General features: G+C 58.5%; 20 protein-coding genes and 1 tRNA gene. 19 read left to right on the plus strand and 2 right to left on the minus strand.

Annotated elements, in window-relative coordinates; genetic code table 11:
* Positions 1-435: 435 nt before the first annotated feature.
* The 10 genes from hisJ to PHU01S_RS23445 all read left to right on the plus strand — a co-directional run bounded on the left by hisJ (position 436) and on the right by PHU01S_RS23445 (position 11,686).
* Positions 436-1,242, plus strand: coding sequence for a histidinol-phosphatase HisJ (gene hisJ, locus PHU01S_RS23400; RefSeq protein WP_049869790.1), 807 nt, complete (start codon positions 436-438; stop codon positions 1,240-1,242).
* A gap of 95 nt (positions 1,243-1,337) precedes the next feature.
* On the plus strand, positions 1,338-2,288 hold the full coding sequence (locus tag PHU01S_RS23405; RefSeq protein WP_048745346.1) for a ribose-phosphate diphosphokinase: 951 nt from the start codon (positions 1,338-1,340) through the stop codon (positions 2,286-2,288).
* Between the two features lie 209 nt (positions 2,289-2,497).
* Positions 2,498-4,231, plus strand: a complete 1,734-nt coding sequence (locus PHU01S_RS23410; protein WP_127510200.1) for a tetratricopeptide repeat protein — start codon at positions 2,498-2,500, stop codon at positions 4,229-4,231.
* A gap of 124 nt (positions 4,232-4,355) precedes the next feature.
* A complete protein-coding gene (trxB, locus tag PHU01S_RS23415; protein WP_076359102.1) occupies positions 4,356-5,303 on the plus strand; it encodes a thioredoxin-disulfide reductase in 948 nt (315 codons plus the stop codon).
* A gap of 266 nt (positions 5,304-5,569) precedes the next feature.
* A complete protein-coding gene (locus PHU01S_RS23420) occupies positions 5,570-6,520 on the plus strand; it encodes an ROK family glucokinase (RefSeq protein ID WP_076359101.1) in 951 nt (316 codons plus the stop codon).
* A gap of 74 nt (positions 6,521-6,594) precedes the next feature.
* Positions 6,595-7,476: an RNase adapter RapZ gene (gene rapZ / locus PHU01S_RS23425; RefSeq protein WP_076359100.1), complete on the plus strand. Its 882-nt coding sequence runs from the start codon at positions 6,595-6,597 to the stop codon at positions 7,474-7,476.
* Positions 7,477-7,488: 12 nt separating this feature from the next.
* Positions 7,489-8,475 (plus strand): gluconeogenesis morphogenetic factor MgfK, encoded by a 987-nt coding sequence (gene mgfK, locus PHU01S_RS23430; RefSeq protein WP_076359099.1) that lies wholly within the window; start codon positions 7,489-7,491, stop codon positions 8,473-8,475.
* 4 nt (positions 8,476-8,479) lie between these two features.
* Positions 8,480-9,412: a DNA-binding protein WhiA gene (gene whiA / locus PHU01S_RS23435; RefSeq protein ID WP_076359098.1), complete on the plus strand. Its 933-nt coding sequence runs from the start codon at positions 8,480-8,482 to the stop codon at positions 9,410-9,412.
* A gap of 135 nt (positions 9,413-9,547) precedes the next feature.
* The gene (locus PHU01S_RS23440) at positions 9,548-9,817 is read left to right on the plus strand and encodes an HPr family phosphocarrier protein (RefSeq protein ID WP_048745351.1); all 270 of its coding nucleotides are present in this window, start codon (positions 9,548-9,550) and stop codon (positions 9,815-9,817) included.
* Between the two features lie 1,077 nt (positions 9,818-10,894).
* The gene (locus tag PHU01S_RS23445; protein WP_164763172.1) at positions 10,895-11,686 is read left to right on the plus strand and encodes an SIMPL domain-containing protein; all 792 of its coding nucleotides are present in this window, start codon (positions 10,895-10,897) and stop codon (positions 11,684-11,686) included.
* A 62-nt stretch (positions 11,687-11,748) separates the two neighbouring features.
* Here the strand turns inward: PHU01S_RS23445 and clpP are convergent, their stop codons facing one another.
* Together clpP and PHU01S_RS23455 are read right to left on the minus strand one after the other, a co-directional pair.
* Entirely contained in the window at positions 11,749-12,330 is a 582-nt protein-coding gene (gene clpP, locus PHU01S_RS23450) for an ATP-dependent Clp endopeptidase proteolytic subunit ClpP (protein WP_174806401.1), read from the minus strand.
* A gap of 289 nt (positions 12,331-12,619) precedes the next feature.
* A tRNA-Arg gene (locus tag PHU01S_RS23455) sits at positions 12,620-12,694 on the minus strand.
* Between the two features lie 230 nt (positions 12,695-12,924).
* Between PHU01S_RS23455 and PHU01S_RS23460 the strand changes: the two genes are divergently transcribed.
* The 9 genes from PHU01S_RS23460 to PHU01S_RS26780 form a co-directional block, all read left to right on the plus strand.
* Positions 12,925-13,950, plus strand: a complete 1,026-nt coding sequence (locus PHU01S_RS23460; protein WP_048745356.1) for a sugar-binding transcriptional regulator — start codon at positions 12,925-12,927, stop codon at positions 13,948-13,950.
* 165 nt (positions 13,951-14,115) lie between these two features.
* On the plus strand, positions 14,116-15,120 hold the full coding sequence (gap, locus tag PHU01S_RS23465; RefSeq protein ID WP_048745358.1) for a type I glyceraldehyde-3-phosphate dehydrogenase: 1,005 nt from the start codon (positions 14,116-14,118) through the stop codon (positions 15,118-15,120).
* Between the two features lie 112 nt (positions 15,121-15,232).
* Positions 15,233-16,414, plus strand: a complete 1,182-nt coding sequence (locus PHU01S_RS23470; RefSeq protein WP_127510204.1) for a phosphoglycerate kinase — start codon at positions 15,233-15,235, stop codon at positions 16,412-16,414.
* 280 nt (positions 16,415-16,694) lie between these two features.
* Positions 16,695-17,450, plus strand: a complete 756-nt coding sequence (tpiA, locus tag PHU01S_RS23475) for a triose-phosphate isomerase (protein WP_049868718.1) — start codon at positions 16,695-16,697, stop codon at positions 17,448-17,450.
* Position 17,451: 1 nt separating this feature from the next.
* Positions 17,452-18,990, plus strand: coding sequence for a 2,3-bisphosphoglycerate-independent phosphoglycerate mutase (gpmI, locus tag PHU01S_RS23480; protein WP_049868719.1), 1,539 nt, complete (start codon positions 17,452-17,454; stop codon positions 18,988-18,990).
* A 334-nt stretch (positions 18,991-19,324) separates the two neighbouring features.
* Positions 19,325-20,620 (plus strand): phosphopyruvate hydratase, encoded by a 1,296-nt coding sequence (gene eno, locus PHU01S_RS23485; RefSeq protein ID WP_049868720.1) that lies wholly within the window; start codon positions 19,325-19,327, stop codon positions 20,618-20,620.
* A gap of 899 nt (positions 20,621-21,519) precedes the next feature.
* Positions 21,520-22,284: a sugar phosphate isomerase/epimerase family protein gene (locus tag PHU01S_RS23490; protein WP_049868721.1), complete on the plus strand. Its 765-nt coding sequence runs from the start codon at positions 21,520-21,522 to the stop codon at positions 22,282-22,284.
* Positions 22,285-22,510: 226 nt separating this feature from the next.
* Positions 22,511-22,741: a preprotein translocase subunit SecG gene (gene secG / locus PHU01S_RS23495; RefSeq protein WP_048744964.1), complete on the plus strand. Its 231-nt coding sequence runs from the start codon at positions 22,511-22,513 to the stop codon at positions 22,739-22,741.
* A 167-nt stretch (positions 22,742-22,908) separates the two neighbouring features.
* On the plus strand, positions 22,909-25,836 hold a 2,928-nt coding region (locus PHU01S_RS26780; RefSeq protein WP_246029325.1), incomplete at its 3' end, for a VacB/RNase II family 3'-5' exoribonuclease.

A 25,836-nucleotide genomic window follows, 5' to 3' on the forward strand; every position in this document is an offset into this window, starting at 1 on the left:
GCTCCCGCGTGCGCTCAACGCGCCGCGAAGCCGAGCCCGCGTGCGCTCATCGCGCCGCGAAGCCGAGCCCGCGTGCGCTCATCGCGCCGTGCAGCCGCTCCCGCGTGCGCTTATCGTTGCGCTTTATTTTCATGCACCTTGCCGCGGAAGCGGACTGACCGTTCTGAAGAAACGGAAGTGGTCGCCTTTGAAGACATATTCTTACCTATAAATACCTTTTAATGAATAGAATATGGCTTCAACAGCGATCGGAAGAATGGTCAGCCGCGCAGCGGTTCTTACGTGCATAGAAATTTCAGCCGCGAAGCGTACCGATTGTCATACCCGTCCGCGAAGCGTACCGATTGTCATACCCGTCCGCGAAGCGTACCACCCGCGAAGCGGCCCACACGCGCAAGCGAATTCCATCCAAGCGAAGGAGAAAACCCAATGAGCATCCGCATCGACTACCACACCCACCACGAGCGCTGCGGCCATGCCGTCGGCGGCCTGGAGGACTACGTCCGCCAGGCGATCGCGACCGGACTGCACCAGATCGGCCTGTCCGACCATATGCCGCTGCTGCACGTCAAGCCGCATGAGTATTATCCCGGAATGGCGATGGCGATGAACGAGCTTCCCCGCTACGTCGAAGAAGCGCTCGCGCTCAAGGAGAAATACAAAGGCGACATCGATATCCGGGTCGGAATGGAAGGCGATTATATCGAAGGCTGCGAGGAAAAAATAGCGGAGCTGATCGATGCCTATCCGTGGGATTACGTCATCGGCTCGGTCCATTTTCTCGGCACATGGGACATTACCGACTATCGGCAGACGGGCGGCTGGGAGATGCGCGACCCTATGGCCGTCTACGAGCGCTACTACGATGCGGTAGGCAAAGCCGCGCGAAGCGGCCTGTACGATTATATCGGGCATATCGACGTCATCAAGCGGTTCGGCTTCCGTCCGCAGGACGATGTGACCCGTCTGGAGGATGCGGCGCTGGAAGCGGTCCGGGAGGCCGATCTGGCGATCGAGCTGAACGCATCGGGACTGCGGATGCCTTGCGCGGAGATGTTCCCTGGACCCCGGATGCTGAAAAAAGCGTGCGAGCTCGGCATTCCGGTCACTCTCGGCTCCGACTGCCATCAGCCGGAGCGGCTGGAGCAATACTTGCCGGAAGCGCGCATGAGGCTGAAAGAAGCCGGTTACGGGCAGCTTGCCACGTTCCAGAGCCGAAAACGGTTACTTATCGATTTTTGAATTCTGCGGCATACCATGTATAATAGACGTGTCGAACATGCAGGGGTTTAGCAGGATGATGTCAAATTTTTGGTTGGAACGCTCAGGAGGGTATCATGTTTAGCGACAAGTTGCGAATTTTCTCGGGTTCGTCGAATCCGGAACTGGCGAAGAAGATCAGCGGGGAACTGGGACTGCCGCTCGGGGCGATCAAGCTGTCCAAGTTCAAGAGCGGAGAGATTTACTGCCACTACGAGGAGACGATCCGGAACTGCCACGTGTTCCTGGTGCAGTCGTTCTCGTATCCCATCAACGAGCATCTGGTGGAGCTTCTCGTCATGATCGATGCCGCCAAGCGCGCATCGGCCAAGACCGTCAACATCATCATGCCGTACTACGGCTATGCGCGCCAGGAGCGCAAGTCCGCGCCGCGCGAGCCGATTTCGGCCAAGATGCTGGCGGACATCCTGACTACCGTCGGAGCGACGCGCATCATCACCATCGATCTTCATGCTCCGGCTATCCAAGGCTTCTTCAATATTCCGGTAGACCATCTCACGGCTCTTGACCTTATCAGCGATTATCTCAAGAGCAAGAACATCAAGAATCCCGTCGTCGTATCTCCGGATGCAGGCCGGGCGTCTACCGCCGAGAAGCTGGCCAACTACCTGGACTCGCCATTCGCAATCATGATCAAAAAACGCCCGGCCCACAACGAGTCGGTCATCACCCACGTCATCGGGGACGTGGAAGGGCAGACGCCGATCATCATCGAGGATCTGATCGATACCGGCACGACGATCGTCAACGTCGTCGAGGGGCTCAAGGAGCGCGGGGCCGAGGACGTGTACGTCTGCGCGACGCACCCGCTCTTCTCCGGCAACGCCATCCAGAAGCTGGACCATCCTCTGATCAAGGAGGTCGTCGTGACGGATTCGATTACGCTTCCCGAGATCCGCTCCGACCGCTTCAAGGTTCTCTCCGTCGCGCCTATGCTCGCGGATGCGACCAAGATCATCATGCAGGGCGGCTCCATCAGCACCCTGTTCAAGAACGCCGGCATCTAGCCGCCTCGGAGGCGGACGGGCTCCCTTCCCAATCGGCGAGGGAGAGCCGGCATCATCAACGCGGAAGGCCGATCCCGGCCTTCCGCTTTTTTTCTCATGGGGAACGAGCGGTTCATTCCACATTTTCTACCGTGTAAGGAAGGAATGGTTATGGTATAATCGGATGCATTCGAGTTTTGGGAGATAGAAGAAGGAGGTGCCTTGACCGGGTGGAAGAGGAGAAAAGAACGGCTGCGGACCAGGCAGCAAAGATTATACCGATCCAGTGGGACGCAACGTTCTTCTTCGAGCGCGCCGTGCGCTCGATGGACCGCTATCACTACGACAAGGCGCTGAAGTATTTCCGCCGGGCCGTCGAGTACGAGCCGGAGAATCCCGTCAATCACTGCAATCTGGCCGGCATCCTGTCGGAGATGGGCAGCTACGAGGAATCGAACCGGATTCTGATCGAGATTCTGGAGTCCGTCGATTCGGGCATGACGGAATGTTACTTCTATCTGGCCAACAACTACGCCAATATGGAGCAGTACGACAAGGCGGAGCATGCGCTTGTCCGCTACCTGGAAGAAGACGCGGAAGGGCATTACCTGGAGGACGCCGAGGAAATGATGGAGCTGCTGCAGTACGAGCTGAAGCGTCCGACCCCGGTCGTCACGATCAAAGCCCGCGGCGGAGCCGCCGAGCATGACCAGGCCCGCGCTCTTCTGGAGGAAGGCAAGTTCGCCCAGGCCGCCAAGCTGCTGGAATCGATCGTTGCCGGCAATGCCGACTTTCTGGCCGCGCGCAACAATCTGGCGCTGGCTTACTATTATATGGGGCAATTCGAGAGGGCAATGGAAACGATTCTCGAAGTGCTCGAGCTGGAGGAAGGGAATCTCCACGCTCTCTGCAATCTGGCTATCTTCTACCAGCATGCCGGCGATGCGGATAAGCTCGCGCCTTTGGCCGGCTTGCTGAGCCGTACGCTGCCGTTCCATCAGGAGCATGTGTTTAAATTGGCCACTACGATGGGTATTCTAGGGGAGCACGAGTGTGCGCTGCGCCACTTCAAGCGCCTGATCAAGGACGGTTCGGCGGATAACGACGGCTCCTTGTACCACTATGCAGCCGTTGCCGCGCTCCATGTCGGCCGGCCGGAGGAAGCCCGTCAGCTATGGCGCCAGGCGCTCAAGAGGGACCCGCAGTCCGATGTCGCCCCTTATTACCTGGAGCAGCTTCAGCTGGGAGAGCTTTCCGGGGAGCCGATCGCGGCCAGCTACCACTACCACCTTCCGTTCGAGGAGCAGTTCCGGATGTGGGAGAAGCTGCCGGGCGGCATGCCGGACGGGATGAAGACGAATCCTCTCGTGCGGTCCTCCTTCTTCTGGGCGCTGCGCAACGGAGACCGCAAGACGAAGCTTCAGGTGATCCAGGCGCTCGCCTTGATTGCGGACCATGAGGTGAAGGAGGCCCTTCAGGCGCTCCTGCTCGAACCGGAAGAGGATGACGATCTCAAGCGGATGGCGCTGTTCGCTCTTCGTTCCATCGGCGTGGAGGATACCCTTCCCGCGGTGATGGGCGGAGAAGCCAGGCAGCTGGCCCCGGGCTCGGGGCCGTCGAGGCTGCCGGTATGGGAAGAGAAATGGCAGGTCGTGCTGGATGCGGCCTATGAGAAAATGGGCAAGCAGTACGGCTTGATCCAGCAATACGAGCTGATGACGCTCTGGGTCGACTTCCTGACGCGCGTCTATCCCGATGTGCCGAAGCTGGGCAAGGCGGAAGGATGGTCCGCCGCGCTGGAATACTTGACGGCCAAGATGCACCGACGCGCCATCTCTTACCAAGAAGTGGCGCAGCGCTACGGAACATCGGTCGCCACCGTCAGCAAGAACGCGAGGCGCATCGATGAAGTATGCGGCATCAAGGAAAAGGCCAAGAGCATCCGTGCGGTCTTCCTTCCTTGAGGGAAGCCTCGCCTGGCACCATGAACGTTTCATGAAGAAGCGGCGGCGTCTTTGACGGATTGCCCTGCCATGGATTAGAATAAGAATAATTATAATCAAGCAGGCAATTTAGGAGGTAACATCCATGTACAAGTCCATTATCATCGGTACCGGCCCGTCCGGCTTGACCGCTGCGATCTATCTGGCCCGCGCCAACCTCAACCCTCTCGTCATCGAAGGACCGGAGCCGGGCGGCCAGTTGACAACGACGACGGAGGTGGAGAACTTCCCCGGCTTCCCGGATGGAATCATGGGTCCTGAGCTCATGGCCAACATGCGCAAGCAGGCCGAGCGTTTCGGCGCTGAATTCCGCACAGGCTGGGTCAACAGCGTCGATCTGTCGGAGCGTCCGTTCAAGATCCAGGTGGAAGGCCAAGGCGAGCTTGTCGCCGAATCCCTGATCATCTCGACCGGCGCATCCGCGCGTTACCTCGGCATTCCCGGAGAGAAGGAGAACGTCGGCCGCGGAGTCAGCACTTGCGCTACATGCGACGGCTTTTTCTTCCGCGGCAAAAAGATCATCGTGGTCGGCGGCGGCGATTCCGCCATGGAGGAGGCCAACTTCCTCACCCGCTTTGCGACCAACGTCGATCTGGTCCACCGCCGCGACGAGATGCGCGCCTCCAAAATCATGCAGGACCGCGCCCGCGACAACGAGAAGATCAGCTTCGCCCTCAACCGCACGCCGGTTGAAGTCGTTGCAGGCCCGCTCGGCGTGACCGGCCTGAAGGTCCGCAACAACGAGAGCGGACAAGAGGAGATCCTCGAGACGAACGGCATCTTCGTCGCCATCGGCCACACGCCGAACACGAAGTTCCTGGGCGGCCAGATCGACACCGACGACCATGGCTACATCATGGTGAAGCCGGGAACGACGGAAACGAACGTGCCGGGCGTATTCGCTTGCGGAGACGTGCAGGACTTGAAGTACCGCCAGGCCATTACGGCCGCCGGCAGCGGCTGCATGGCGGCGCTGGACTGCGAGAAGTACCTGGAAGGTTCCATGGTGCATGACTGGAGCCAGACGCTTTAATCGAGCTCACCCATAGGGCTGCTACCCGATCGATGCCAGTTGGCCGGGTGGCGGCTTTTTTTTATCCTTGACGGGAACATTCGGCTCCGATAGAGAGAGTTCTAGAGGCTCGGATCCGCGGTTTTCCGGGATTTTCTCCGCTGAGCTCGGAACCGGCGGATGCGGCGGCGGCGCGATTCGCCGGGCCGCGTTGTTACCTTGACCTGGACTATGGCTTGCCTTATAGTAACTTAAAGAAGTTAACTTATAATTGAGGTGGCTAACACATGTCAGAAACAATCTACGTTGGAGCGGATATCGGCGGCACCGCCATCAAAGTTGGAGTTTGCAGCGCGGTGGGCGAGCTGCTCCGGACGTATGAGGGCCCGACGGAAGCTTCCCAGGGCGCAGAGCGCATCGTGGACAACATCGTGGCGTACGTGCGCCATGTCGTCGGCGAGGCGGGTTTTGCCTGGGAACAAGTAGGCGGAGTCGGCGTCGGGATCGCAGGTTTCCTGGACATCCCGAATGGCATCGTGAAGTTCTCCAACAATTTGAATATACGCAACGTGCCTCTCAAGCAGCTGCTTGAAGAGAAGCTGAACAAGACCGTCAAGGTCAACAACGACGCCAATGTCGCCGCTCTCGGCGAAGCTTGGGCCGGAGCGGGCCGCGGCATTCCGAACTGCGTCTGCTACACGCTCGGCACCGGCGTGGGAGGCGGAGTCATCATCAACGGCCGCATCTATGAAGGCTTTGGCGGCATGGCCGGAGAGCTCGGCCACATGTCGATCGTGCCCGATCTGGAAGCGATCCAGTGCACCTGCGGCAAAACCGGCTGCCTGGAGACGGTGTCTTCCGCGACCGGCATCATCCGCATGGCCAAGGATGCCGTCGAGCGCGGCGACCGCACGTCGCTGTCTCTGGAGCCCAACATCATGGCCAAGGAAGTCATCGACGCCGCCAAAGCAGGCGACGAAGTGGCATCCCGCATCGTGAACCGCGCTGCCTATTACCTCGGCCGGTCGATGGCGGCCACCGCCGTCACCCTGAATCCGCAGCGCTTCATCATCGGCGGGGGCGTCGCCAAGGCCGGCGATTTCCTGTTCGACCAGATCCGTGAAGTGTTCGCCAAATATACGCAGGACCAAGCCAAGGAAGGCGTGGAGATCGTCGCCGCCACACTAGGCAACGATGCGGGCGTCGTCGGCGCCGCCGGACTCATTCTCCGCTCCTAGCAGGCGAAGCCAACCCGGGGGCTGGATATGGATCGGCGGATTTAGTCCGGCACCCCCCTAGGGAGGAACAGCATATGGAAACGAATACGCCCAAGCTGGTCATCATTACGGGCATGTCCGGCGCAGGCAAGACGATCGCAGTTCAGAGCCTCGAGGATCTCGGGTTCTTCTGCGTCGACAATCTGCCTCCGGTGCTCATCCCGAAGTTTGCCGAGCTGATCGACGGCTCCAACGGCAAAATCGCCAAAGTGGCGCTCGTCATCGATTTGCGCGGCCGCGAGTTTTTCACCGCCCTGTCGGAGTCGCTCGACTACATCAAGAACCACTTTACCTTTCAGCATGAGATTCTGTTCCTGGACGCGACCGACGACGTTCTCGTACGCCGCTACAAGGAAAGCCGGCGGCGGCATCCGCTCGCTCCCAACGGCTTGCCGCTCGAAGGCATCCATCTGGAGAGACAGCTGCTGGAGGAGCTCAAAAATTCGGCGACGCAGACAATCGACACGAGCAAGCTGAAGCCGGCCGAGCTCAAGGAGTCCATCATTTCGCGCTTCACGAATGCCAAGCAGGCGCCGTTCTCGGTCAATGTCACCTCGTTCGGCTTCAAGTACGGCATTCCGATCGACGCCGATCTGATCTACGACGTCCGCTTCCTGCCGAATCCCCATTACGTCGAGCATCTGCGTCCGCGCACCGGACAGGATCAGGATGTATATGATTATGTTATGAAGTGGCCGGATACCCAGGCGTTTCTGACCAAGCTCCTCGACATGCTGCAATTTTTGATTCCTTTATACCGCAAAGAGGGCAAGAGTCAAGTCGTCATCGGAATCGGCTGCACGGGCGGCAAGCACCGTTCCGTCGCCATTTCGGAATATCTCGGGCGCATGCTCGGCAGCAGCGAGACGGAGTCGGTCCGGGTGAGCCATCGCGATGCCGGACGTGACCGTCCATAAGGCGGGGCTTATATGGCAAGCAGCAAAACAAAGACTCCACTTCCGAAAATCGTCGTCATCGGCGGCGGCACGGGGTTGTCCGTCATGCTCCGCGGTCTCAAGGAGAAGCCGCTCGACATCACGGCGATCGTCACCGTCGCCGATGACGGCGGCAGCTCCGGCGTCCTTCGCAGCGAGCTCCAAATTCCTCCTCCGGGCGACATCCGCAACGTGCTCATGGCGCTGGCGGATGTCGAGCCGCTTTTATCGGAGATGCTCCAATACCGGTTCCCGAGCGGCACCGGACTTGCCGGCCACAGCCTCGGCAATCTCATGCTGGCGGCGATGACGGATATATCCGGCGACTTCGTGACCGGGGTCAGGGAGCTGAGCCGGGTGCTCGCCGTGCGCGGCACGGTGCTGCCGGCGTCGGATCAGGCGATCGTGCTCAAGGCCGAGCTGGAGGACGGAACGATCGTCGAGGGCGAGTCCAATATTCCGCTGGCCGGGCAGCCGATCAAGCGGGTGTTCATCGAGCCTCCCGACGTGGAGCCGCTCGAGGAGGCATGCCAGGCGATCCAGGAGGCGGATGCGATCCTGATCGGACCCGGCAGCCTGTACACGAGCATTATTCCCAACCTGCTCGTGCCTAAGCTGGCGGAATGCATCGTCCAGTCGAATGCGATCAAGATTTTCATCTGCAACGTCATGACCCAGCCGGGCGAGACGGACGATTATGCGGTGAGCGATCATCTCGAAGCGGTGCACCGCCATATCGGCCACCAGCTGTTCGATTACGTCATCGTCAACGACGGCGAGATTCCGCCGCAGGTCCAGGACCGTTACGCGGAATTGGGAGCGAAGGCTGTCCAGCTCGATCTGGACGAAGTCACGCGCCGGGGATACAAGGTCATCGCGGACCGCCTCGTGTTGTTCCGCACTTATTTACGGCATGATGCCGTGCGCCTGAGCCATCATATCTATCAGCTTGTAGAGAGCTGGATGCAAAGAAAGGGGTGAAGAGATGAGCTTTGCGGCCCAGACCAAAAAAGAATTGACGCTCGTGGACAACCAGGATGCCTGCTGCGAACGGGCGGAGCTGTCCGCTCTGATCCGGATGAACGGATCGGTCCACTTGGCCAGCCGCAAGATCATCCTCGACATCTCGACGGAGAATGCGGCCATCGCGCGCCGGATCTACAGCCTGATCAAGAAGATTTTCGACGTCCATACCGAACTGCTTGTCCGCAAGAAGATGAGGCTGAAGAAGAACAATGTCTACATTGTCCGGATTCCGGCCAAGGTCCAGGAAATTCTCAAGGATCTGAACATCGTTTCCGAAGGATTCATGTTCAATCAGGGCATAGATAAGGATATGATCAAACGTCCTTGCTGCAAGCGCGCTTACCTGCGCGGCGCTTTTCTGGCCGGCGGCTCCGTCAACAACCCCGAAGGCTCCTCTTATCATTTGGAGATTTCCTGCATGTACGAGGAGCATTGCGGGGCATTGGTGGCGCTGGCCAACAAGTTCGGGCTGAACGCCCGATGCATCGAGCGCAAGAAGGGATTCATCTTCTACATCAAGGAAGGCGAGAAGATCATCGAGCTGCTGAACATCATCGGCGCTCATCAGGCTTTGTTCAAATTCGAGGATGTCCGCATCATGCGCGACATGAGGAACTCCGTCAACCGCATCGTCAACTGCGAGACGGCCAACCTCAACAAGACGATCGGAGCTGCCGTGCGCCAGATCGACAATATCCGTCTGCTGCAGAAGGAGATGGGACTGGAGAACCTGCCCGAGAAGCTTCGAGAGGTGGCGGAAATCCGTCTTCTGCATCCCGACATGAACCTCAAGGAAGTCGGCGAGATGCTGAAGGGCTCGGTCAGCAAGTCCGGCGTGAACCACAGGCTTCGCAAAATCGACGAGCTGGCCGAAAAATTGCGTGGAAGCTGAACTTTTAACTTACACGGGCCGATGGTATAATGGTAGCAATCGTGGCCAGATTTCCTCATACCTGAAACGGATGATGTTACCGAGCGCGTGAAGCGCCGTTGCAGCAGTGAAAATGAACTAGGGGGTATAGATTTCATGACCAGACAACCCGTTGTCGTTAGACTCAAGACGGGTCTTCACGCAAGACCGGCTGCACTCTTCGTGCAGGAAGCGAACAAGTTCTCTTCCGAGATTTTCGTGGAAAAGGACGAGAAGAAAGTAAACGCCAAGTCCATCATGGGCATCATGAGCCTTGCGATCAGCTCCGGCACGGAAGTTTACGTCAGTGCCGAGGGTTCGGATGCAGAGCAGGCTGTAAACGCTTTAGTCTCCCTGGTGAGCAAGGAAGAGCTCGAGAACCAATAAATCAGCCTCCGGGCGCTGCATGCGCAGCCTCGGACGCGCTTCACGAAAGCTCCCGCAGGGGGCTTTTTTTGATTTGCTTGAAACCAGCGGCGCGGATGCCTATGGCGCAAAGGCCTGCAAAGGTCGACTGCCAAGGCCTCCAGCCAAGAAATTGCCTCGAGCAAGTGCCCCCAGCAAGTGCCTCGAGCAAATGCCCCAGCAAGTGTCTCCTGCAAATGCCTCCAGCAAGTGCCGACTGCAAATGCCGACTGCAAGTGGCGACTGCAAGTGGCGAGTGCAAGTGGCGAGTGCAAAATGCCGACTACAAGTGCCGACTGCAAATGCCGACTGCAATTGGCGACTGCAAATGCCTCCAGCAAATGCATCTCCCGGCACAAATTGAGCTTTTATCTCCTATGGCATGGTGAAGTGGGATAACAGGCCCTTCATGCTCCTGATGCTTCGATTTGACCCGGTGGTAATGGCTTTAGAGACAATTGCACGGATTATCGGACATAGGATCCGCTATTGGACTCGATTTTGTCATTAAAATAAATTTAAAGGACATAGGATCCGTTATTTTCCTGAAAAAGAGTAAAATGATCGCGGTTGAGCCCGAATAACGGATCGTATGTCCGATAATCATCGAAATGGGCTTAAATCATCTAAATAACGGATCTTATGTCCGATAAGGATCGAAACATGTTGGCGCCATAGGGTTGGGATCGTATGTCCGCTATAAATTGAAGCATGCTGGAAAGCCATTGGGTTGGTAACGTATGTTCGATAAGGATTGAAACAAGCTGGAAAGTCATTAGGTTGGTATCATATGTCCGATATGGATCGAAACAGTTGGAGCCATAGGGTTGGGATCGTATGACCGCTGCTATAAATTGAAGCATGCTGGAAGTCATTGGTTTGGAATCGTATTTCCGACCAAGCATCGAAGACTGACAGGGGCCATTAGATTTGCCCGCATGTCCTCCAATCCCCTATCCAGGTCTCAAAGTCAACAATATCGTCAATCCTTGATGGTAAATGCAACCTTTTGCATGTGCATGCCGTTTCAAGAGGACAACACCTAAGGAGGCGCTGGGAATGGAAAAACGAAATGCGGCTGGCGGGCTGATGCATAAGAGCAAGGTGCTGCTTCTAGCGGCGGGAATCACAGCAGGATCGTTGATGGCGTGGAATGCTTTTGGCGGTCAGCCGCTCAACAAGCCGGCTTTTGCCGCGGGAACGGAGAATGCCGTGATGAATACAGTCGCCGTAACGGGTACTGGCAAGGTTTCGGTCGCGCCGGATATCGCCTATGTATCGGCTGGCGTATCGGTAACGGCCAAGACGGCCAAGGAAGCGCAGGCCGGAGCGGCCAAGAAGTACGATGCCGTGCGCAAGGCGCTGACAGGAACCTTCGGAGTCGCGGAAAAGGATTTGAAGACGACGAACTACTCCGTGCAGCCGCAATACCGCTATACGGATAAAGAAGGCCAAGTGCTGACCGGATACACAGCGGTGCAGGACATCCAGATTTCCTACCGCAACATAGATAAGACCGGCGATCTCGTCGACGGTCTGGCAGCAGCCGGCGCCAATCGGATCAACAACATTTCCTTCGGCACGGAAAAAGGAGACGCCTACACGCAGCAGGCGCTGCAGAAGGCGGTCGAGGCCGCCAAGGTCAAAGCGATGACGCTGGCCCAGGCTTCGGGCCGCACGCTCGGCGAGGTCGTCTCGATCTCGGAGAACGGCGCCCAGGTCGTGCAGCCGGTCATCGAGAGAGCGCAGATGAAGATGGCGGCAGCGTCGGACTCCTCGGCCAATACGGTCGTGGATGCAGGCGAGGTCGACGTCACCTCCGACATCACCGTATTGTTCTCCCTCAAATAGAAAAAGAAAGCAGCCCCCGGCAAATCCGGGGGCTGCTTTTCTTTTCGTCCATTCAGCCGACCTTACAGCTTCTCGATGACTTTGTCGACGAGGCCGTAAGCCGTCGCTTCTTCCGCGCTCATGAAGTTGTCGCGGTCGGTATCCTTCTCGATGCGCTCCAGCGGCTGGCCGGTACGCTCGGACAGGATGGCGTTCAGCTTGTCGCGCATCTTGAGGATGCGGCGGGCACGGATCTCGATGTCGCTCGCCTGGCCTTCGGCTCCGCCGAGCGGCTGATGAATCATGACCTCGCTGTTCGGCAGCGCGTAACGCTTGCCCTTGGCGCCTGCTGTCAGCAGGAACGCTCCCATGGAAGCCGCCATGCCGACGCAGATCGTGGAGACATCCGGCTTGATGAACTGCATCGTGTCGTAGATCGCCATGCCGGCCGTAATGGAGCCGCCGGGGCTGTTGATATAAAGCGAGATGTCCTTCTCCGGATCGTCCGCTGCAAGGAACAGCATTTGGGCGATGATGGAGTTGGCCACCACATCGTTGACGCCGGTGCCGAGGAAGATGATGCGGTCCTTGAGCAGCCGGGAATAAATATCATAGGCGCGCTCACCGCGGTTGCTTTGCTCGATGACCATAGGCACAAAATTCATGTCCAAGTGCGAGTCCCTCCTTATAACCTTCATAAATAGTGGATATGCGGGGTGCTGCTTTCTCATTTTAATGGATTGCGATTTTAAAGTCAAATTTGGTCAAAGAGGTCGGGACAGCCTTCAATAGCCCATTTTAACCGGCTTCCTTATTCTCTAAACCTGAGCTTCCGCTTCCGGCAGCCGGAGCGGCGAGGCGGCTTCCCGATCCTAAGTCCGATCTCCTCCGGATGCAAAAAAAGGACCGGCACGAATGCCGGTCCTTCTATGTAATGAAGCCATTGGTGTAAATTGGCGCGCCCGCTAGGAATCGAACCTAGATCTCAGGCTCCGGAGGCCTACGTCATATCCATTGGACCACGGGCGCTTGTAAAAACGTAACGTCTAAGATTGTATAACAGCTGGCAGGAAAAAGCAACACTAAAGGTTTCCGTAAAAAGAAATCCGAAAATTGGGTGTCGGCAACCGTTTTCATCGGGTATTCCTCACTTGCGGGGGTTATCTAAAAGAGGTAAAATAATGGTGTGGGACGTAAAATGAATGGCCGGGACGAAAAATGTCCCATGACAGCCATGCACGAGTGGAGTGGGGGCGCTCATGCGCAGCATTATTGATTTGCAGCGTCAGCTCGTTCCGGATCTCGTCGATACGCTCCGCCGCCGTTATGCGATTCTGCATCAGGTCATGCTCTCGGACATGATCGGCCGCCGGACGCTCGCCGCCTCCCTGTCGATGACGGAGAGAGTTCTGAGAGCCGAGACCGACTTCCTCAAGGAGCAGGGCTTGCTAGAGATCAAATCCTCCGGCATGTCCATCAGCCCGGCCGGCCGCCGGCTGCTGGAGGAGATGGAGCCCGAGCTCGGAGGGCTGCTCGGGCTCAGCGACCTGGAGGAGAAGCTCAAGCAGCGGTTCGGCTTGCAGAAGGTCATCATCGTGCCCGGCGATTCCGAGAAGTCGGACAGCGCCAAGCGGGAGCTTGGCCGCGCCGGAGCCGCGGCGCTCCTGCAGGTGCTGGGCGAGCGGGATGTCGTGGCGGTTACCGGAGGAACGACGCTTGCGGGCGTCGCCTCGCAGCTCGCCTCGAGCTCGCCGCGCCGGAGCAACCTGTTCGTGCCGGCGCGAGGCGGGCTCGGAGAGAGCCTGGAATACCAGGCGAGCACAATCGTCTCGACGATGGCCAAGCGGACGGGAGCGCAGTACCGGATGCTTCACGTCCCGGACCATCTCAGCGAAGAGGCCTACACGAGCCTCATGCAGGAGCCCGGAGTGAAGGAGATCGTCGAGGTCATCCGCAGCGCACGCATCGTCATCCACGGCATCGGAGACGCCATGGTGATGGCCCGGCGCAGACGGATCGACAGCGGACTGGTCGACTCCCTCAAGGCGGACGGCGCGCTTGCCGAAGCCTGGGGCTACTACTTCGACCGCAGCGGCAACGTCGTGCACAAGATGCAGACCGCCGGCATCCGCCTGGAGGACATCATGACGACCGAGGTCGTCATCGGGGTGGCCGGCGGCCGCTCCAAGGCGGAGGCCATCTCCGCGGTGCTGAGATTCGGCCACGAGGACATCCTCGTCACCGACGAGGCGGCCGCCCTCGAAATCGCGGCGCTGACGGAATAAGAGCCATGCCGCAAGGCGATAATGGTTCTTGTCCTTCCAGGCGCCGCGGGGACAGACTTGTTTTCATGGCAATCCGCGGGCTCTGCGCCTGCCAGGGGCAGGGCATGCGAATTGCTTTGAGATAGATGCATCATCAAACTTCATTTAACAGGAGGAATATCAACCATGGTTAAAGTTGGTATTAACGGATTTGGCCGTATCGGACGCAACGTCTTCCGCGCAGCACTGAACAACAGCGAGGTTCAAATCGTCGCTGTGAACGACCTGACGGACACGAAAACGCTGGCCCACCTGCTGAAATATGACACCACCCACGGCGTCCTGGACGCTACGGTAGAAGCTAAAGAAGGCGCGCTTGTCGTCAACGGCCGCGAGATCAAAGTCTTTGCCGAGCGCAACCCGGAAAACCTGCCTTGGGGCTCCGTAGGCGCCGAGATCGTCGTTGAGTCGACGGGCATCTTCACGGCTAAAGAAAAAGCCGAGCTTCACCTTAAAGGCGGAGCGAAAAAAGTCATCATCTCCGCTCCGGCAACAAACGAAGACATCACGATCGTCATGGGCGTCAACGAAGACCAATACGACGCTTCCGCTCACACGGTCATCTCCAACGCTTCCTGTACGACGAACTGCCTGGCTCCTTTCGCCAAAGTTCTGAACGACAAGTTCGGCATCGTAAAAGGCATGATGACGACGATCCACTCCTACACGAACGACCAATCCGTACTGGACGTTCCTCACAAGGACCTGCGCCGCGCACGCGCTGCCGCAGAAAACATCATTCCTTCCTCCACGGGCGCTGCCAAAGCCGTATCCCTCGTTCTGCCTGAGCTCAAAGGCAAGCTGAACGGCATGGCTATGCGCGTTCCTACGAAAAACGTTTCCGTAACGGACCTCGTAGCCGAAGTGAAATCGAATGTGACGGTTGAAGAAGTGAACGCTGCCCTGAAGGAAGCTTCCGAAGGCTCCATGAAAGGCATCCTGTTCTACTCCGAAGAGCCGCTCGTATCGAGCGACTACAACGGCAATGCCGCTTCCTCCACGATCGACGCCCTGTCGACGATGGTTGTCGAAGGCAACATGGTCAAAGTCATCTCCTGGTACGACAACGAGTGGGGCTACTCCAACCGTGTCGTCGACCTGGCTGCTTACATCGCTTCCAAAGGCCTGTAAGAAGTCCCTAATCGCATAGACGATTCCACAGCTAAAGAGGAGAGACGATTGATCGTTCTCCTCTTTAGCAATGTTTTATCCATAGAAATCACTACCGGGAGGGCGAGCAGCTGTGAACAAGAAGAGCGTTCGTGATGTGGAAGTAGCGGGCAAGCGCGTATTCGTACGCGTCGATTTCAACGTGCCGATGGAAAATGGATCGATTACCGACGACACCCGGATCCGGGAAACGCTGCCTACGATCCAGTACCTGATCGAGAAGGGCGCCCGCGTCATTCTGGCCGCTCACTTCGGCCGTCCTGGCGGCGAAGTGAAGGAGGAGCTGCGCCTGACTCCGGTCGCTGCGCGCCTCGCCGAGCTGATCGGCAAGCCGGTCGCCAAAGCCGACGATACCGCCGGTCCCGATGCGCAGGCGAAAGCCGCCGCGCTGCAGGACGGCGACGTGCTGCTGCTTGAGAACACCCGCTTCAACCCGGGCGAGGAAAAGAACGATCCGGAGTTCGCCAAGCAGCTCGCTTCGCTGGCCGACCTGTTCGTGAATGACGCCTTCGGCGCCGCTCACCGCGCCCATGCCTCTACGGAAGGCATCGCCCATCTGCTTCCGGCCGTATCCGGCCTTCTGATGGAGAAAGAGCTGGATGTGCTCGGCAAGGCGCTGAACAATCCGGAGCGTCCGTTCACGGCTATCGTCGGCGGCTCCAAGGTCAAGGACAAAATCGACGTCATCAACAAGATGATCGAGATCGCCGACAACATCATCATCGGCGGCGGCCTGTCCTACACGTTCTTCAAGGCTCAAGGCCATGAAATCGGACAATCCCTCGTGGACAACTCCAAGCTGGACCTTGCTCTCGAATTCATCGAGAAAGCCAAGAAGCTCGGCAAGAACTTCCTGATTCCGGTCGATATCGTCGTATCCGACGACTTCAGCAAGGACGCCAACACGAAGATCGTCGACGTGGACGGCATTCCGGCCGACTGGGAAGGCATCGACATCGGGCCGAAAACCCGCGAGCTGTATGCCAAAGTCATCAAGGAATCCAAGCTGGTCGTCTGGAACGGCCCGATGGGCGTATTCGAGATCGAGCCGTTCTCGCACGGCACCCGCGCCGTTGCGCAAGCTTGCGCCGAGACGGAAGGCTACACGGTCATCGGCGGCGGCGATTCCGCTGCGGCAGCCGAGAAATTCCATCTGGCCGACAAGATGGACCATATCTCCACGGGCGGCGGCGCTTCCCTGGAGTTCATGGAAGGCAAGGTTCTTCCGGGCGTAGTCGCCCTTAACGATAAGTAACATCTCTTTCTCCCGAGCGGAGCGAGGGGAAAAAGGCTGGCGAAATCCGGCAGGCGAAGCAGGCAGAATGGCCATGGAGAAGCTTGTCCCGCAACTTCACGTCGACGTCATTCGACGATTATGGAAGCGGGATAAGCGGTCGCATTTGAAGACGGAATTCTCCCCTTTAGACGGGTGGATGAAAAAGAATTCCGGCTTGAGCAGCGATCGGAACGGTCTTCTGCATGTGCAGCCTCGTTTCCGGATGCGCAGCCCAGTTTTCAGGAGAGGAATGATATCCATGGCAAGAACTCCAATCATCGCAGGCAACTGGAAAATGTTCAAAACGGTATCCGAGGCCGTATCCTTCTTCAGCGAAGTGAAGGGCGGAGCCGAGGTTGACGGCGTCGAGAGCGTCATCTGCGCTCCGTACACGACGCTGCCGGCCCTCGTCGAGGCGGCCAAAGGAACGAAAATCGCCATCGGCGCGCAAAACCTTCATTTTGAAGACAACGGCGCGTTCACCGGCGAAATCTCCGGTCTCATGCTGGCCGATCTCGGCGTGAAATACGTCATTGTCGGCCACTCCGAGCGCCGCGCGTACTTCGGCGAGACGGACGAGATCGTGAACAAGAAAGTCGCGGCCGCGTTCAAGCACGGCCTGACCCCGATCGTCTGCGTCGGCGAAAAGCTCGAAGAGCGCGAAGCCGGCGACACGAAAAACGTCTGCAAAGTGCAGACGCAAGGCGCGTTCCAAGGCCTGTCCGCCGAGCAGGCTGCCGAAGTCGTCATCGCCTACGAGCCGATCTGGGCGATCGGCACCGGCAAATCCTCCACGGCTGAAGACGCCGAGGATGTCATCGCCTACATCCGTGAAGTCGTTGCCGGACTGTACGACCAAGCGACGGCGGACGCGGTACGCATCCAGTACGGCGGCAGCGTGAAGCCGGCCAACGTGAAGGAATACATGGGCCAGGCGAACATCGACGGCGCCCTCGTGGGCGGCGCAAGTCTGGAACCGACTTCCTACATCGCTCTGGTCGAGGGGGCGAAGTAACATGGCTCCCAAACCGGTCGCACTGATCATCATGGACGGCTTCGGCCTCCGCAATGATGTCGTGGGCAACGCGGTCGCTCAGGCCAATAAGCCGAACTACGACCGCTTCATGGCCCAGTTCCCCCATACGACGCTAACCGCCTGCGGCGAAGCCGTCGGCCTTCCCGAAGGCCAGATGGGCAACTCCGAGGTCGGCCATCTGAACATCGGCGCGGGACGCATCGTCTATCAGGACCTCACCCGGATCACGAAGTCGATCCGCGACGGCGAGTTCTTCGACAACGATACGCTGCTCGGCGCCGTGCGCCATGCCAAGCTGAACGGCAAGAAGCTGCATCTGTACGGCCTGCTAAGCGACGGCGGCGTGCACAGCCATATCCAGCATCTGTTCGCGCTGCTCGAGCTGGCCAAGAAGGAAGGGCTGGATCAGGTCTACATCCATGCCTTCCTCGACGGACGCGACGTCGCTCCGGACAGCGCAGTCGGCTATCTGACCGAGCTGCAGGCAAAGATCGAGGAGCTTGGCATCGGCCGCATCGCGACTGTGCAAGGCCGCTACTATGCGATGGACCGCGACAAGCGCTGGGAGCGCGTGGAGAAGTCCTACCGCGCCATGGTGTACGGAGACGGTCCGAAATACACCGATCCGATCCGCGCCGTGCGGGAATCGTACGAGAAATCGGTCATGGACGAATTCGTCATGCCGACGGTCATCACGGAAGGTGACGGCTCGCCGGTCTCGCTGGTGGAATCCGAGGACGCGGTCGTGTTCTTCAACTTCCGCCCGGACCGGGCCATTCAGCTGTCCCAGGTGTTCACGAACGAGGACTTCCGCGGCTTCGACCGCGGCGACAAGGCTCCGAAGGATCTGTATTTCGTCTGCCTGACGCTGTTCAGCGAGTCGGTCGGCGGCTTCGTCGCCTACAAGCCGAAAAACCTCGACAACACGTTCGGCGAGGTGCTCGTGCAGCAGGGCAAAACACAGCTGCGGATCGCCGAGACGGAGAAATATCCGCATGTGACGTTCTTCTTCAGCGGCGGACGCGACCAGGAGCTGCCGGGCGAAACCCGCGTCCTGATCAACTCCCCTAAGGTCGCGACCTACGATCTGCAGCCGGAGATGAGCGCTTACGAGGTGGCGGACGCCGCCGTGCGCGAGATCAACTCCGACAAGCATGACGCGATCATCCTGAACTTCGCGAACCCTGACATGGTCGGCCACTCCGGCATGCTGGAGCCGACGATCAAGGCGGTCGAAGCGACGGATGAATGCATGGGCCGCGTCGTCGACGCCGTGCTCGCCAAAGGCGGCGTCGTGCTCATCACCGCCGACCACGGCAACGCGGACATGGTCATCGGACCGGACGGACGCCCGTTCACGGCGCATACGACCAACCCGGTGCCGCTGATCGTCACCAAGCAGGGCGTCACGCTTCGCGAGAACGGCATTCTGGCCGATATCGCGCCGACGCTGCTCGACCTGCTCGAGCTGCCGCAGCCGGTTGAAATGACCGGCCAAAGCCTGATCAACAAGGCGTAGGCCGTCAACTGCGGCAAGCCTCAGGGCGATGACCGGCCAAAGCCTGATCAACAAGGCGTAGGCCGCCGTCGGCTGCGGCAAGCCTCCGGGCGGCCAAAAGGAAAAAATCGGCGACAGCCTGATCAACTGGGCATAGAGACTTCCCATGCGCCAAGCCGCCAAGATGTCTGTTGCCGAATGGAGCTCAGGAGCGGGGCCTCTCCGGCCTCCTTTTGCCAAAAATCAAAGGCGGAAACTCGTCCCGAAGCGCTGTGGCTGGTATACTGTTCTCAGTGCCAGCCAAGCAGGCGGATCTGTCTGCAACCCCACATACGATAAGGAGTGTTCAAACATTATGTCTATCATCGTTGACGTATACGCACGCGAAGTGCTCGACTCCCGCGGCAACCCTACGGTTGAAGTGGAAGTATCCCTGGAATCCGGCGGCAAGGGCCGCGCCATCGTACCATCCGGCGCATCCACCGGCGCTTACGAGGCTGTAGAGCTTCGCGACGGCGACAAAGGCCGCTACCTCGGCAAAGGCGTTCTGAAAGCCGTTGAAAATGTAAACACGCTGATCGCTCCGGAAATCATCGGTCTCGACGCTCTCGATCAAGTGCTGATCGACCGCAAGATGATCGAGCTCGACGGCACCCACAACAAAGGCAAGCTGGGCGCGAACGCGATCCTGGCCGTGTCCATGGCTGTAGCACGCGCTGCCGCCGACGCTCTGGACGTTCCGCTCTACACGTACCTGGGCGGATTCAACGCCAAAGTGCTGCCGGTTCCGATGATGAACATCATCAACGGCGGCGAGCATGCCGACAACAACGTCGACGTGCAGGAGTTCATGGTTCTGCCTGTCGGCGCCGAGAGCTTCAAGGAAGCTCTGCGCATCGGCGCTGAAATCTTCCACAACCTGAAGTCCGTCCTCAAGGACAAAGGCCTGAACACGGCTGTAGGCGACGAAGGCGGCTTCGCCCCTAACCTCGGCTCCAACGAAGAGGCGATCACGACGATCATCTCCGCTATCGAGCGTGCGGGCTACAAGCCGGGCGTCGACGTTTTCCTCGGCATGGACGTTGCTTCCACCGAGTTCTACAAAGACGGCAAGTACCACCTCGAAGGCGAAGGCAAATCCTACACTTCGGCTGAGTTCGTGGACCTGCTCGCAAGCTGGGCGGACAAGTACCCGATCCTCACGATCGAAGACGGCTGCTCCGAAGACGACTGGGAAGGCTGGAAGCTGCTGACCGACAAGCTCGGCGGCAAAGTCCAGCTCGTAGGCGACGACCTGTTCGTCACCAACACCGAGCGCCTCTCCGACGGCATCGACAAAGGCGTGGGCAACTCGATCCTCGTTAAAGTCAACCAAATCGGTTCCCTGACCGAGACTTTCGACGCGATCGAAATGGCCAAACGCGCCGGCTACACGGCTGTCATCTCCCACCGTTCCGGCGAGAGCGAAGACAGCACGATCGCCGACATCGCGGTTGCTACAAACGCGGGCCAGATCAAGACGGGCGCTCCTTCCCGTACGGACCGCGTAGCGAAGTACAACCAGCTTCTTCGCATCGAGGACCAGCTCGGCTCCACGGCTCAATACGCCGGCCGCAGCGCATTCTACAACCTCAAAAACCTCAAAAAATAAGAACTTCCGGGCTGGATTGATGCCGGCCGGCAGGTTCATCGGAATCCCCTGCGTGTAAGCGCGGGGGATTTTTTGTTTTTATCGGGCCTGGCGTGTTGTGGATTCTTTGCCGGTGGATAATGGGATACTGGTGGGCGCTAGTAAATACTGTGGGTGCTGAGGATGGGTCCAGGTAGCGTAAAAAGCCAAAGTAGCGGATTGGTAGCCGGTTGATCTACTGAATACTGATGGATGTTATGGATGCAGGGGTTCCGTTAATACCCTCTTTTAGCCCTGTTGTTTGAGCCATTGGAGCAAGCTGGATCGGCCGAGGGGAGCTGGAGAGGGGAAGATCTCGGGCGAAGATCTAGATGAATCGATCGAGCGGCCGAGCTGAAGGCGAATCGCAAGTGGACCAGTCGAGTACAGGATGAAGGAATGCGGGTATAAAAGGGGCGATGGCTATCGGACATAGGATCCGTTATTTTCGATGAAATTCCAAATTTGAATAGTTATCGGACATAGGATCCGTTATTTAGTTGGTTTCAATCGGGAAACGGATAAATGTTCACAATTAGCGGATCGTATGTCCGATACGAGAATGAAAACAGCTAATAAAGGACAAATAGCGGATCCTATGTCCGATAGACAGGGGGGGACCGACCCCTGCATAAATGGATCCTTTTTGGATATCTCTTCGGACAAATAGCGGATCGTATGTCCGATACGAAAATGTTCTTTCCCGGATTGGCTGAATGGTGGATTCGGGCGACTGGGGAGGATAAGGGCTTGGCATTGATACGCAACCAAAGGGCCTGTGCCAAAATCACAAACAAACGGCACAAAAACGGGCATAGCTTATGTACGATTGAAAGCGCTATACTGGGGCTATCCCAATTGAACAGGCGGTGTTTGGAACGATGGCAAAACCTCAAGTCGGATTGCAGCTGTACACGCTCCGCGACCAGACGGAAAAGGACTTCCTTGGAACGATCAGCAAGGTAGCTGAAATGGGCTATGAGTACGTGGAATTCGCCGGATATTTCAACACGAGCGCGGCAGACTTGAAAAAGGCGATGGAGGAAGCCGGCATCAAGGCGGTATCCGCACACGTCGGCCTGAGCTTCAACGAACCGGACAAGATCGAATCCGATCTGGCCAAGCAGATTGAATTCGCCAAGGAAATCGGACTGAAGTATATTATTACTCCGTGGGCTCCGCTGCCTGAAAGCCCTACAAGGGCCGATGTAGACAGCCTCGCGGCGACTCTCGAGCGCGCGGCTCGCCAGGTCAAGGAAGCAGGCCTGATGTACGGCTACCACAACCATGATTTCGAATTCAAGCTGGTGGACGGCAAGCCGCTCATCGACATTCTGCTGGAGAAGATTCCTGCCGATCTGATGATCATGGAATTCGACCTCGGCTGGGTGCATATGGGCGGCCAATCGCCTGCGGAATACGTGAAGAGATATGCCGGACGCACTCCGGTCGTCCATCTGAAGGACTTCGGGGACGGCCGCCGCGATACGGAAGTGGGCAGCGGTGTCGTTGATTTCGAAAGCGTCTTCGCCATTGCCGAGCAGGCAGGCATCGAGTATTTCATCGTGGAGCAGGAGGAGTTCGCCGGCTCCTCGCTCGAGAGTGCGAAGCTCAGCCTCGACTATCTGCGCAGCAAAGGCTACTAAGAGAAGCGCCGATGAGCCGCCCGACCTTCCGACAGGAGGCGTCGCGCGGCTTTCTCTTGTTCTCGGGCCGATGCCTATGGTACAATCAGAGTGCTGTTCATGAACGGTTTTGCCCATGCAAACCGTTTTCCGCGGCGTGGAAGGCGATCTGCATGTGCAAAACTTCAGCTATTCATTAGCGGCAGGCAGCCGGGAGGCTGTACGAAAGCTGGGAGGTAACAAACGCATGGATACATTTCTGAAAATTCTGCTCGTGATTTTTTCCCTTGGTTTGATTGCGGTCGTATTGCTGCAAAAGGGCAAGAGCGCAGGCCTCTCCGGAGCCATCTCCGGCGGAGCGGAGCACCTGTTCGGCAAGCAGAAAGCTCGCGGACTGGATCTGTTCCTGCAGCGCCTGACGATTGGACTGGCAGCCGGATTTTTCATCCTGGCGCTTCTGGTCGCTTACCTGAAATAGCAAGCCGAATGCATCGATAAAGCGGGGGAGATCCCCGCTTTTTCTTTTTATTGTCGCGCAGGTGGGTTGATGAAGCCGTATTTCGTGTATACTACATGGTATAGAGAAAGTGGTTGGATCTGCCAGCACCTACGGGCGCCCGACGGCATGAGGTGAGAAGGAGAACGATGACAACGAAACAAGACTTGCTGGACTTGATGAACCAGCCGGCGTACAAGCCGATGACGTATCAAGAGCTCGAAAGGCAGCTGGGCATAGACAATGCCTCCGATTTCAAAGCGTTTCTCAAGCTTCTAAATGAGCTGGAAGAAGAAGGCGCCTTGCTTCGCACCGACAGCGGGGCTTATGGATTGCCTCAGCATCTGAATTTGTTGAAAGGACGTCTGCAGGCGCATGCCAAGGGCTTTGGCTTCCTCATTCCGGAGGACAAGACCCATGCGGACGTGTATATCGGCGCGAATGATCTCGGCACCGCCATGAATGGCGATATTCTGCTCGTCAAAGTGACGGAGCGCACTCCTGGCGGAGGCCGCATGGAAGGCGAAGTCGTCCAGATCGTGGAACGCGCCGTGTCCCAGCTCGTCGGAACGTTCGAGAGCCATGAGACGTTCGGTTTCGTCACGCCGGACGACAAGCGCATCAACCGCGACATTTTCGTGCCTCAGGGATCTTTCGGCGGGGCTGTGACCGGGATGAAGGTTGTCGCCCGCATCACGAACTATCCGGAAGGCCGCGCCGCGGCTCAAGGCGAGATCATCGAGGTGCTCGGGCACAAAAACGATCCCGGCGTCGACATCCTCTCCATCATCCGCAAGCACCAGCTGCCGGAGAGCTTCCCCGATGACGTCATGGAGGAAGCCGAGGCGGCTCCGGATGCGATTACCGAGGAAGAGATCGTCAGCCAGGGCCGTCGCGATTTGCGCGGCAAGACGATCGTCACGATCGACGGCGAGGATGCCAAGGATCTCGACGATGCCGTTCAAGTCGAGCGGCTGCCCAACGGCAATTATTTGCTCGGCGTTCATATTGCCGATGTCAGCTACTATGTCCGGGACAAGTCTGCCCTGGATCAGGAAGCTTACCGCCGCGGGACAAGCGTCTACCTGACCGACAGGGTCATTCCGATGCTGCCGCACCGCCTGTCCAACGGCATCTGTTCCCTGCATCCGCAGGTGGACCGTCTGACGATGTCCTGCGAGATGGAGTTCGACGCCAGCACGCTGAAGCGGGTCCGCCATGACATCTTCACGAGCGTCATCCGGACCAAGGAGCGCATGTCCTACACGAACGTGCGCAAGATTCTTGCGCCGGACGAGGCGGAGGAGGATGTCGTCAGCACGAATGCGCTGATGGAGGAATCACGTCGCCGCGCCCAGGCAGATGCAGGCGAGGACATCCGCCATGCCGGTTTCGATGAGGAAGCGGAAGTGGACGAGAGCCTGCGCGGCCATGCCGAGCGGCTGCCTGAGGGCGGAATGGGCCTCATCGTCGAAGGCGGGGACGCCGGCATTCCGGAGGAAGAGGAAACGGACGAGCATTCGGCCGATTACCTGGAGGACGAAGAGGATGCGGCCGAGCTGCTGCAGGCCGAGAAGCTGCCTCCGGGCGGCATGGGCCTCATCATCGAGACCAGCGATGCCGGTCCTCTGCCGGAGGATTCGGAGTTCGCCTCCGACGAGGACGGCCATGTGCCGGACGGAGGCCAGGCTGCTGCAGGCGATTCCGCCGCGCTGGACAAGTCCGGTCCCGGCCCGCAAAATCCTTGGTTGTCGCAAGCGCCGGAGCCTACCCGGAACCGCAATCGCAACCGCAAGGGAGAGGTTGTCCGGAGCAGTCCGGAGGACTTCGACCAGCTGGATGCTTTTGCAGCGGGAGAAGCCGCCGCTCCGCAAGAGAGCGAGGAGGAACGGTCCGCTCGGGAAGCTGCCGAACGCCAGGAACGCGCCGAACGCCGCGAGGAAAAGGCCCGCCTGATGGAGCGTTACGCGGATCTCGTGCCGATGTTCCACCTCATGGAGGAGCTGGCGATGAAGCTTCGCCGCCAGCGCATGAAGCGCGGCGCGGTCGACTTCGACTTCCAGGAGTCCAAGATTATCGTGGACGACGAGGGCAAGCCGATCGACATCGTGAAGCGCGAGCGTTCCGTTGCCGAGATGATCATCGAGGAATTCATGCTGGCGGCCAACGAGACGGTAGCAGAGCATTTCTACTGGCTCAAGGTGCCGTTCCTGTACCGGGTCCATGAGAATCCGGACAATGAGAAGCTGATGACCTTCATCACGATCGCTTCCAACTTCGGCTACGCCATCAAGGGCAAAGGCAACGCGGTCCATCCCAAGGCGCTTCAATCGCTGCTGGAAGAGATCAAAGGAACGAAGGAACAGACCATCCTCTCGACGATGATGCTCCGTTCCATGAAGCAGGCGCGCTACGACGCCCAGAGCCTTGGCCATTACGGCCTGGCCGCGGAGTTCTACAGCCACTTCACGTCGCCGATCCGGCGTTATCCCGATCTGGTCATCCACCGGGTGATCCGAGAGGTGCTGGAGAGCGGCGGAACGCTGTCCGAGTCGCGTCTGGAGACGCTGACGGCCCGGATGCCGGAGATTGCCCAGCAATCGTCCGAGCGCGAGCGGGCAGCCGTAGACGCGGAGCGGGATACCGACCAGCTCAAGAAATGTGAATTTATGCTTGATAAAGTAGGAGAAGAGTTCACGGGCATCATCAGCAGCGTGACCGGCTTCGGAATTTTCGTGGAGCTGCCGAACACGGTAGAAGGTCTGATTCGACTCAGCGATCTGAGCGACGACTATTACCACTTTGACGATCAGAGAATGGTCCTCATCGGTGAGCGCACCTCCAACATGTATCGCATCGGGGACGAGGTGAAAGTGCGCGTGGAGCGTGTAAATATGGATGACCATACGATTGATTTCGCCATGGTCGAGAGCGGCAATCGCGCAGGAGCCCAGCAGGGTGGAGCGCGGGGCAACCGCAACCGCGGCGGTAGAGGCCGCCGCGGCAAGGAAGGCGCTGCGCCAAGAGGCGGCAGCGACAACGGCGCAGCCGCACGCGCTGGAGCCGGCGGCAAGACC

The organism is Paenibacillus humicus NBRC 102415, assembly GCF_004000905.1.
GTDB classification, from domain to species: Bacteria; Bacillota; Bacilli; order Paenibacillales; family Paenibacillaceae; genus Paenibacillus_O; species Paenibacillus_O humicus.

Coding starts and splice junctions, on each gene's coding strand:
- PHU01S_RS23405 (WP_048745346.1), top strand. CDS start 1,338: ATGTTTAGCGACAAGTTGCGAATTTTCTCGGGTTCGTCGAATCCGGAA.
- trxB (WP_076359102.1), top strand. CDS start 4,356: ATGTACAAGTCCATTATCATCGGTACCGGCCCGTCCGGCTTGACCGCT.
- PHU01S_RS23420 (WP_076359101.1), top strand. CDS start 5,570: ATGTCAGAAACAATCTACGTTGGAGCGGATATCGGCGGCACCGCCATC.
- rapZ (WP_076359100.1), top strand. CDS start 6,595: ATGGAAACGAATACGCCCAAGCTGGTCATCATTACGGGCATGTCCGGC.
- mgfK (WP_076359099.1), top strand. CDS start 7,489: ATGGCAAGCAGCAAAACAAAGACTCCACTTCCGAAAATCGTCGTCATC.
- whiA (WP_076359098.1), top strand. CDS start 8,480: ATGAGCTTTGCGGCCCAGACCAAAAAAGAATTGACGCTCGTGGACAAC.
- PHU01S_RS23440 (WP_048745351.1), top strand. CDS start 9,548: ATGACCAGACAACCCGTTGTCGTTAGACTCAAGACGGGTCTTCACGCA.
- PHU01S_RS23445 (WP_164763172.1), top strand. CDS start 10,895: ATGGAAAAACGAAATGCGGCTGGCGGGCTGATGCATAAGAGCAAGGTG.
- clpP (WP_174806401.1), bottom strand. CDS start 12,330: ATGAATTTTGTGCCTATGGTCATCGAGCAAAGCAACCGCGGTGAGCGC.
- PHU01S_RS23460 (WP_048745356.1), top strand. CDS start 12,925: ATGCGCAGCATTATTGATTTGCAGCGTCAGCTCGTTCCGGATCTCGTC.
- gap (WP_048745358.1), top strand. CDS start 14,116: ATGGTTAAAGTTGGTATTAACGGATTTGGCCGTATCGGACGCAACGTC.
- tpiA (WP_049868718.1), top strand. CDS start 16,695: ATGGCAAGAACTCCAATCATCGCAGGCAACTGGAAAATGTTCAAAACG.
- gpmI (WP_049868719.1), top strand. CDS start 17,452: ATGGCTCCCAAACCGGTCGCACTGATCATCATGGACGGCTTCGGCCTC.
- eno (WP_049868720.1), top strand. CDS start 19,325: ATGTCTATCATCGTTGACGTATACGCACGCGAAGTGCTCGACTCCCGC.
- PHU01S_RS23490 (WP_049868721.1), top strand. CDS start 21,520: ATGGCAAAACCTCAAGTCGGATTGCAGCTGTACACGCTCCGCGACCAG.
- secG (WP_048744964.1), top strand. CDS start 22,511: ATGGATACATTTCTGAAAATTCTGCTCGTGATTTTTTCCCTTGGTTTG.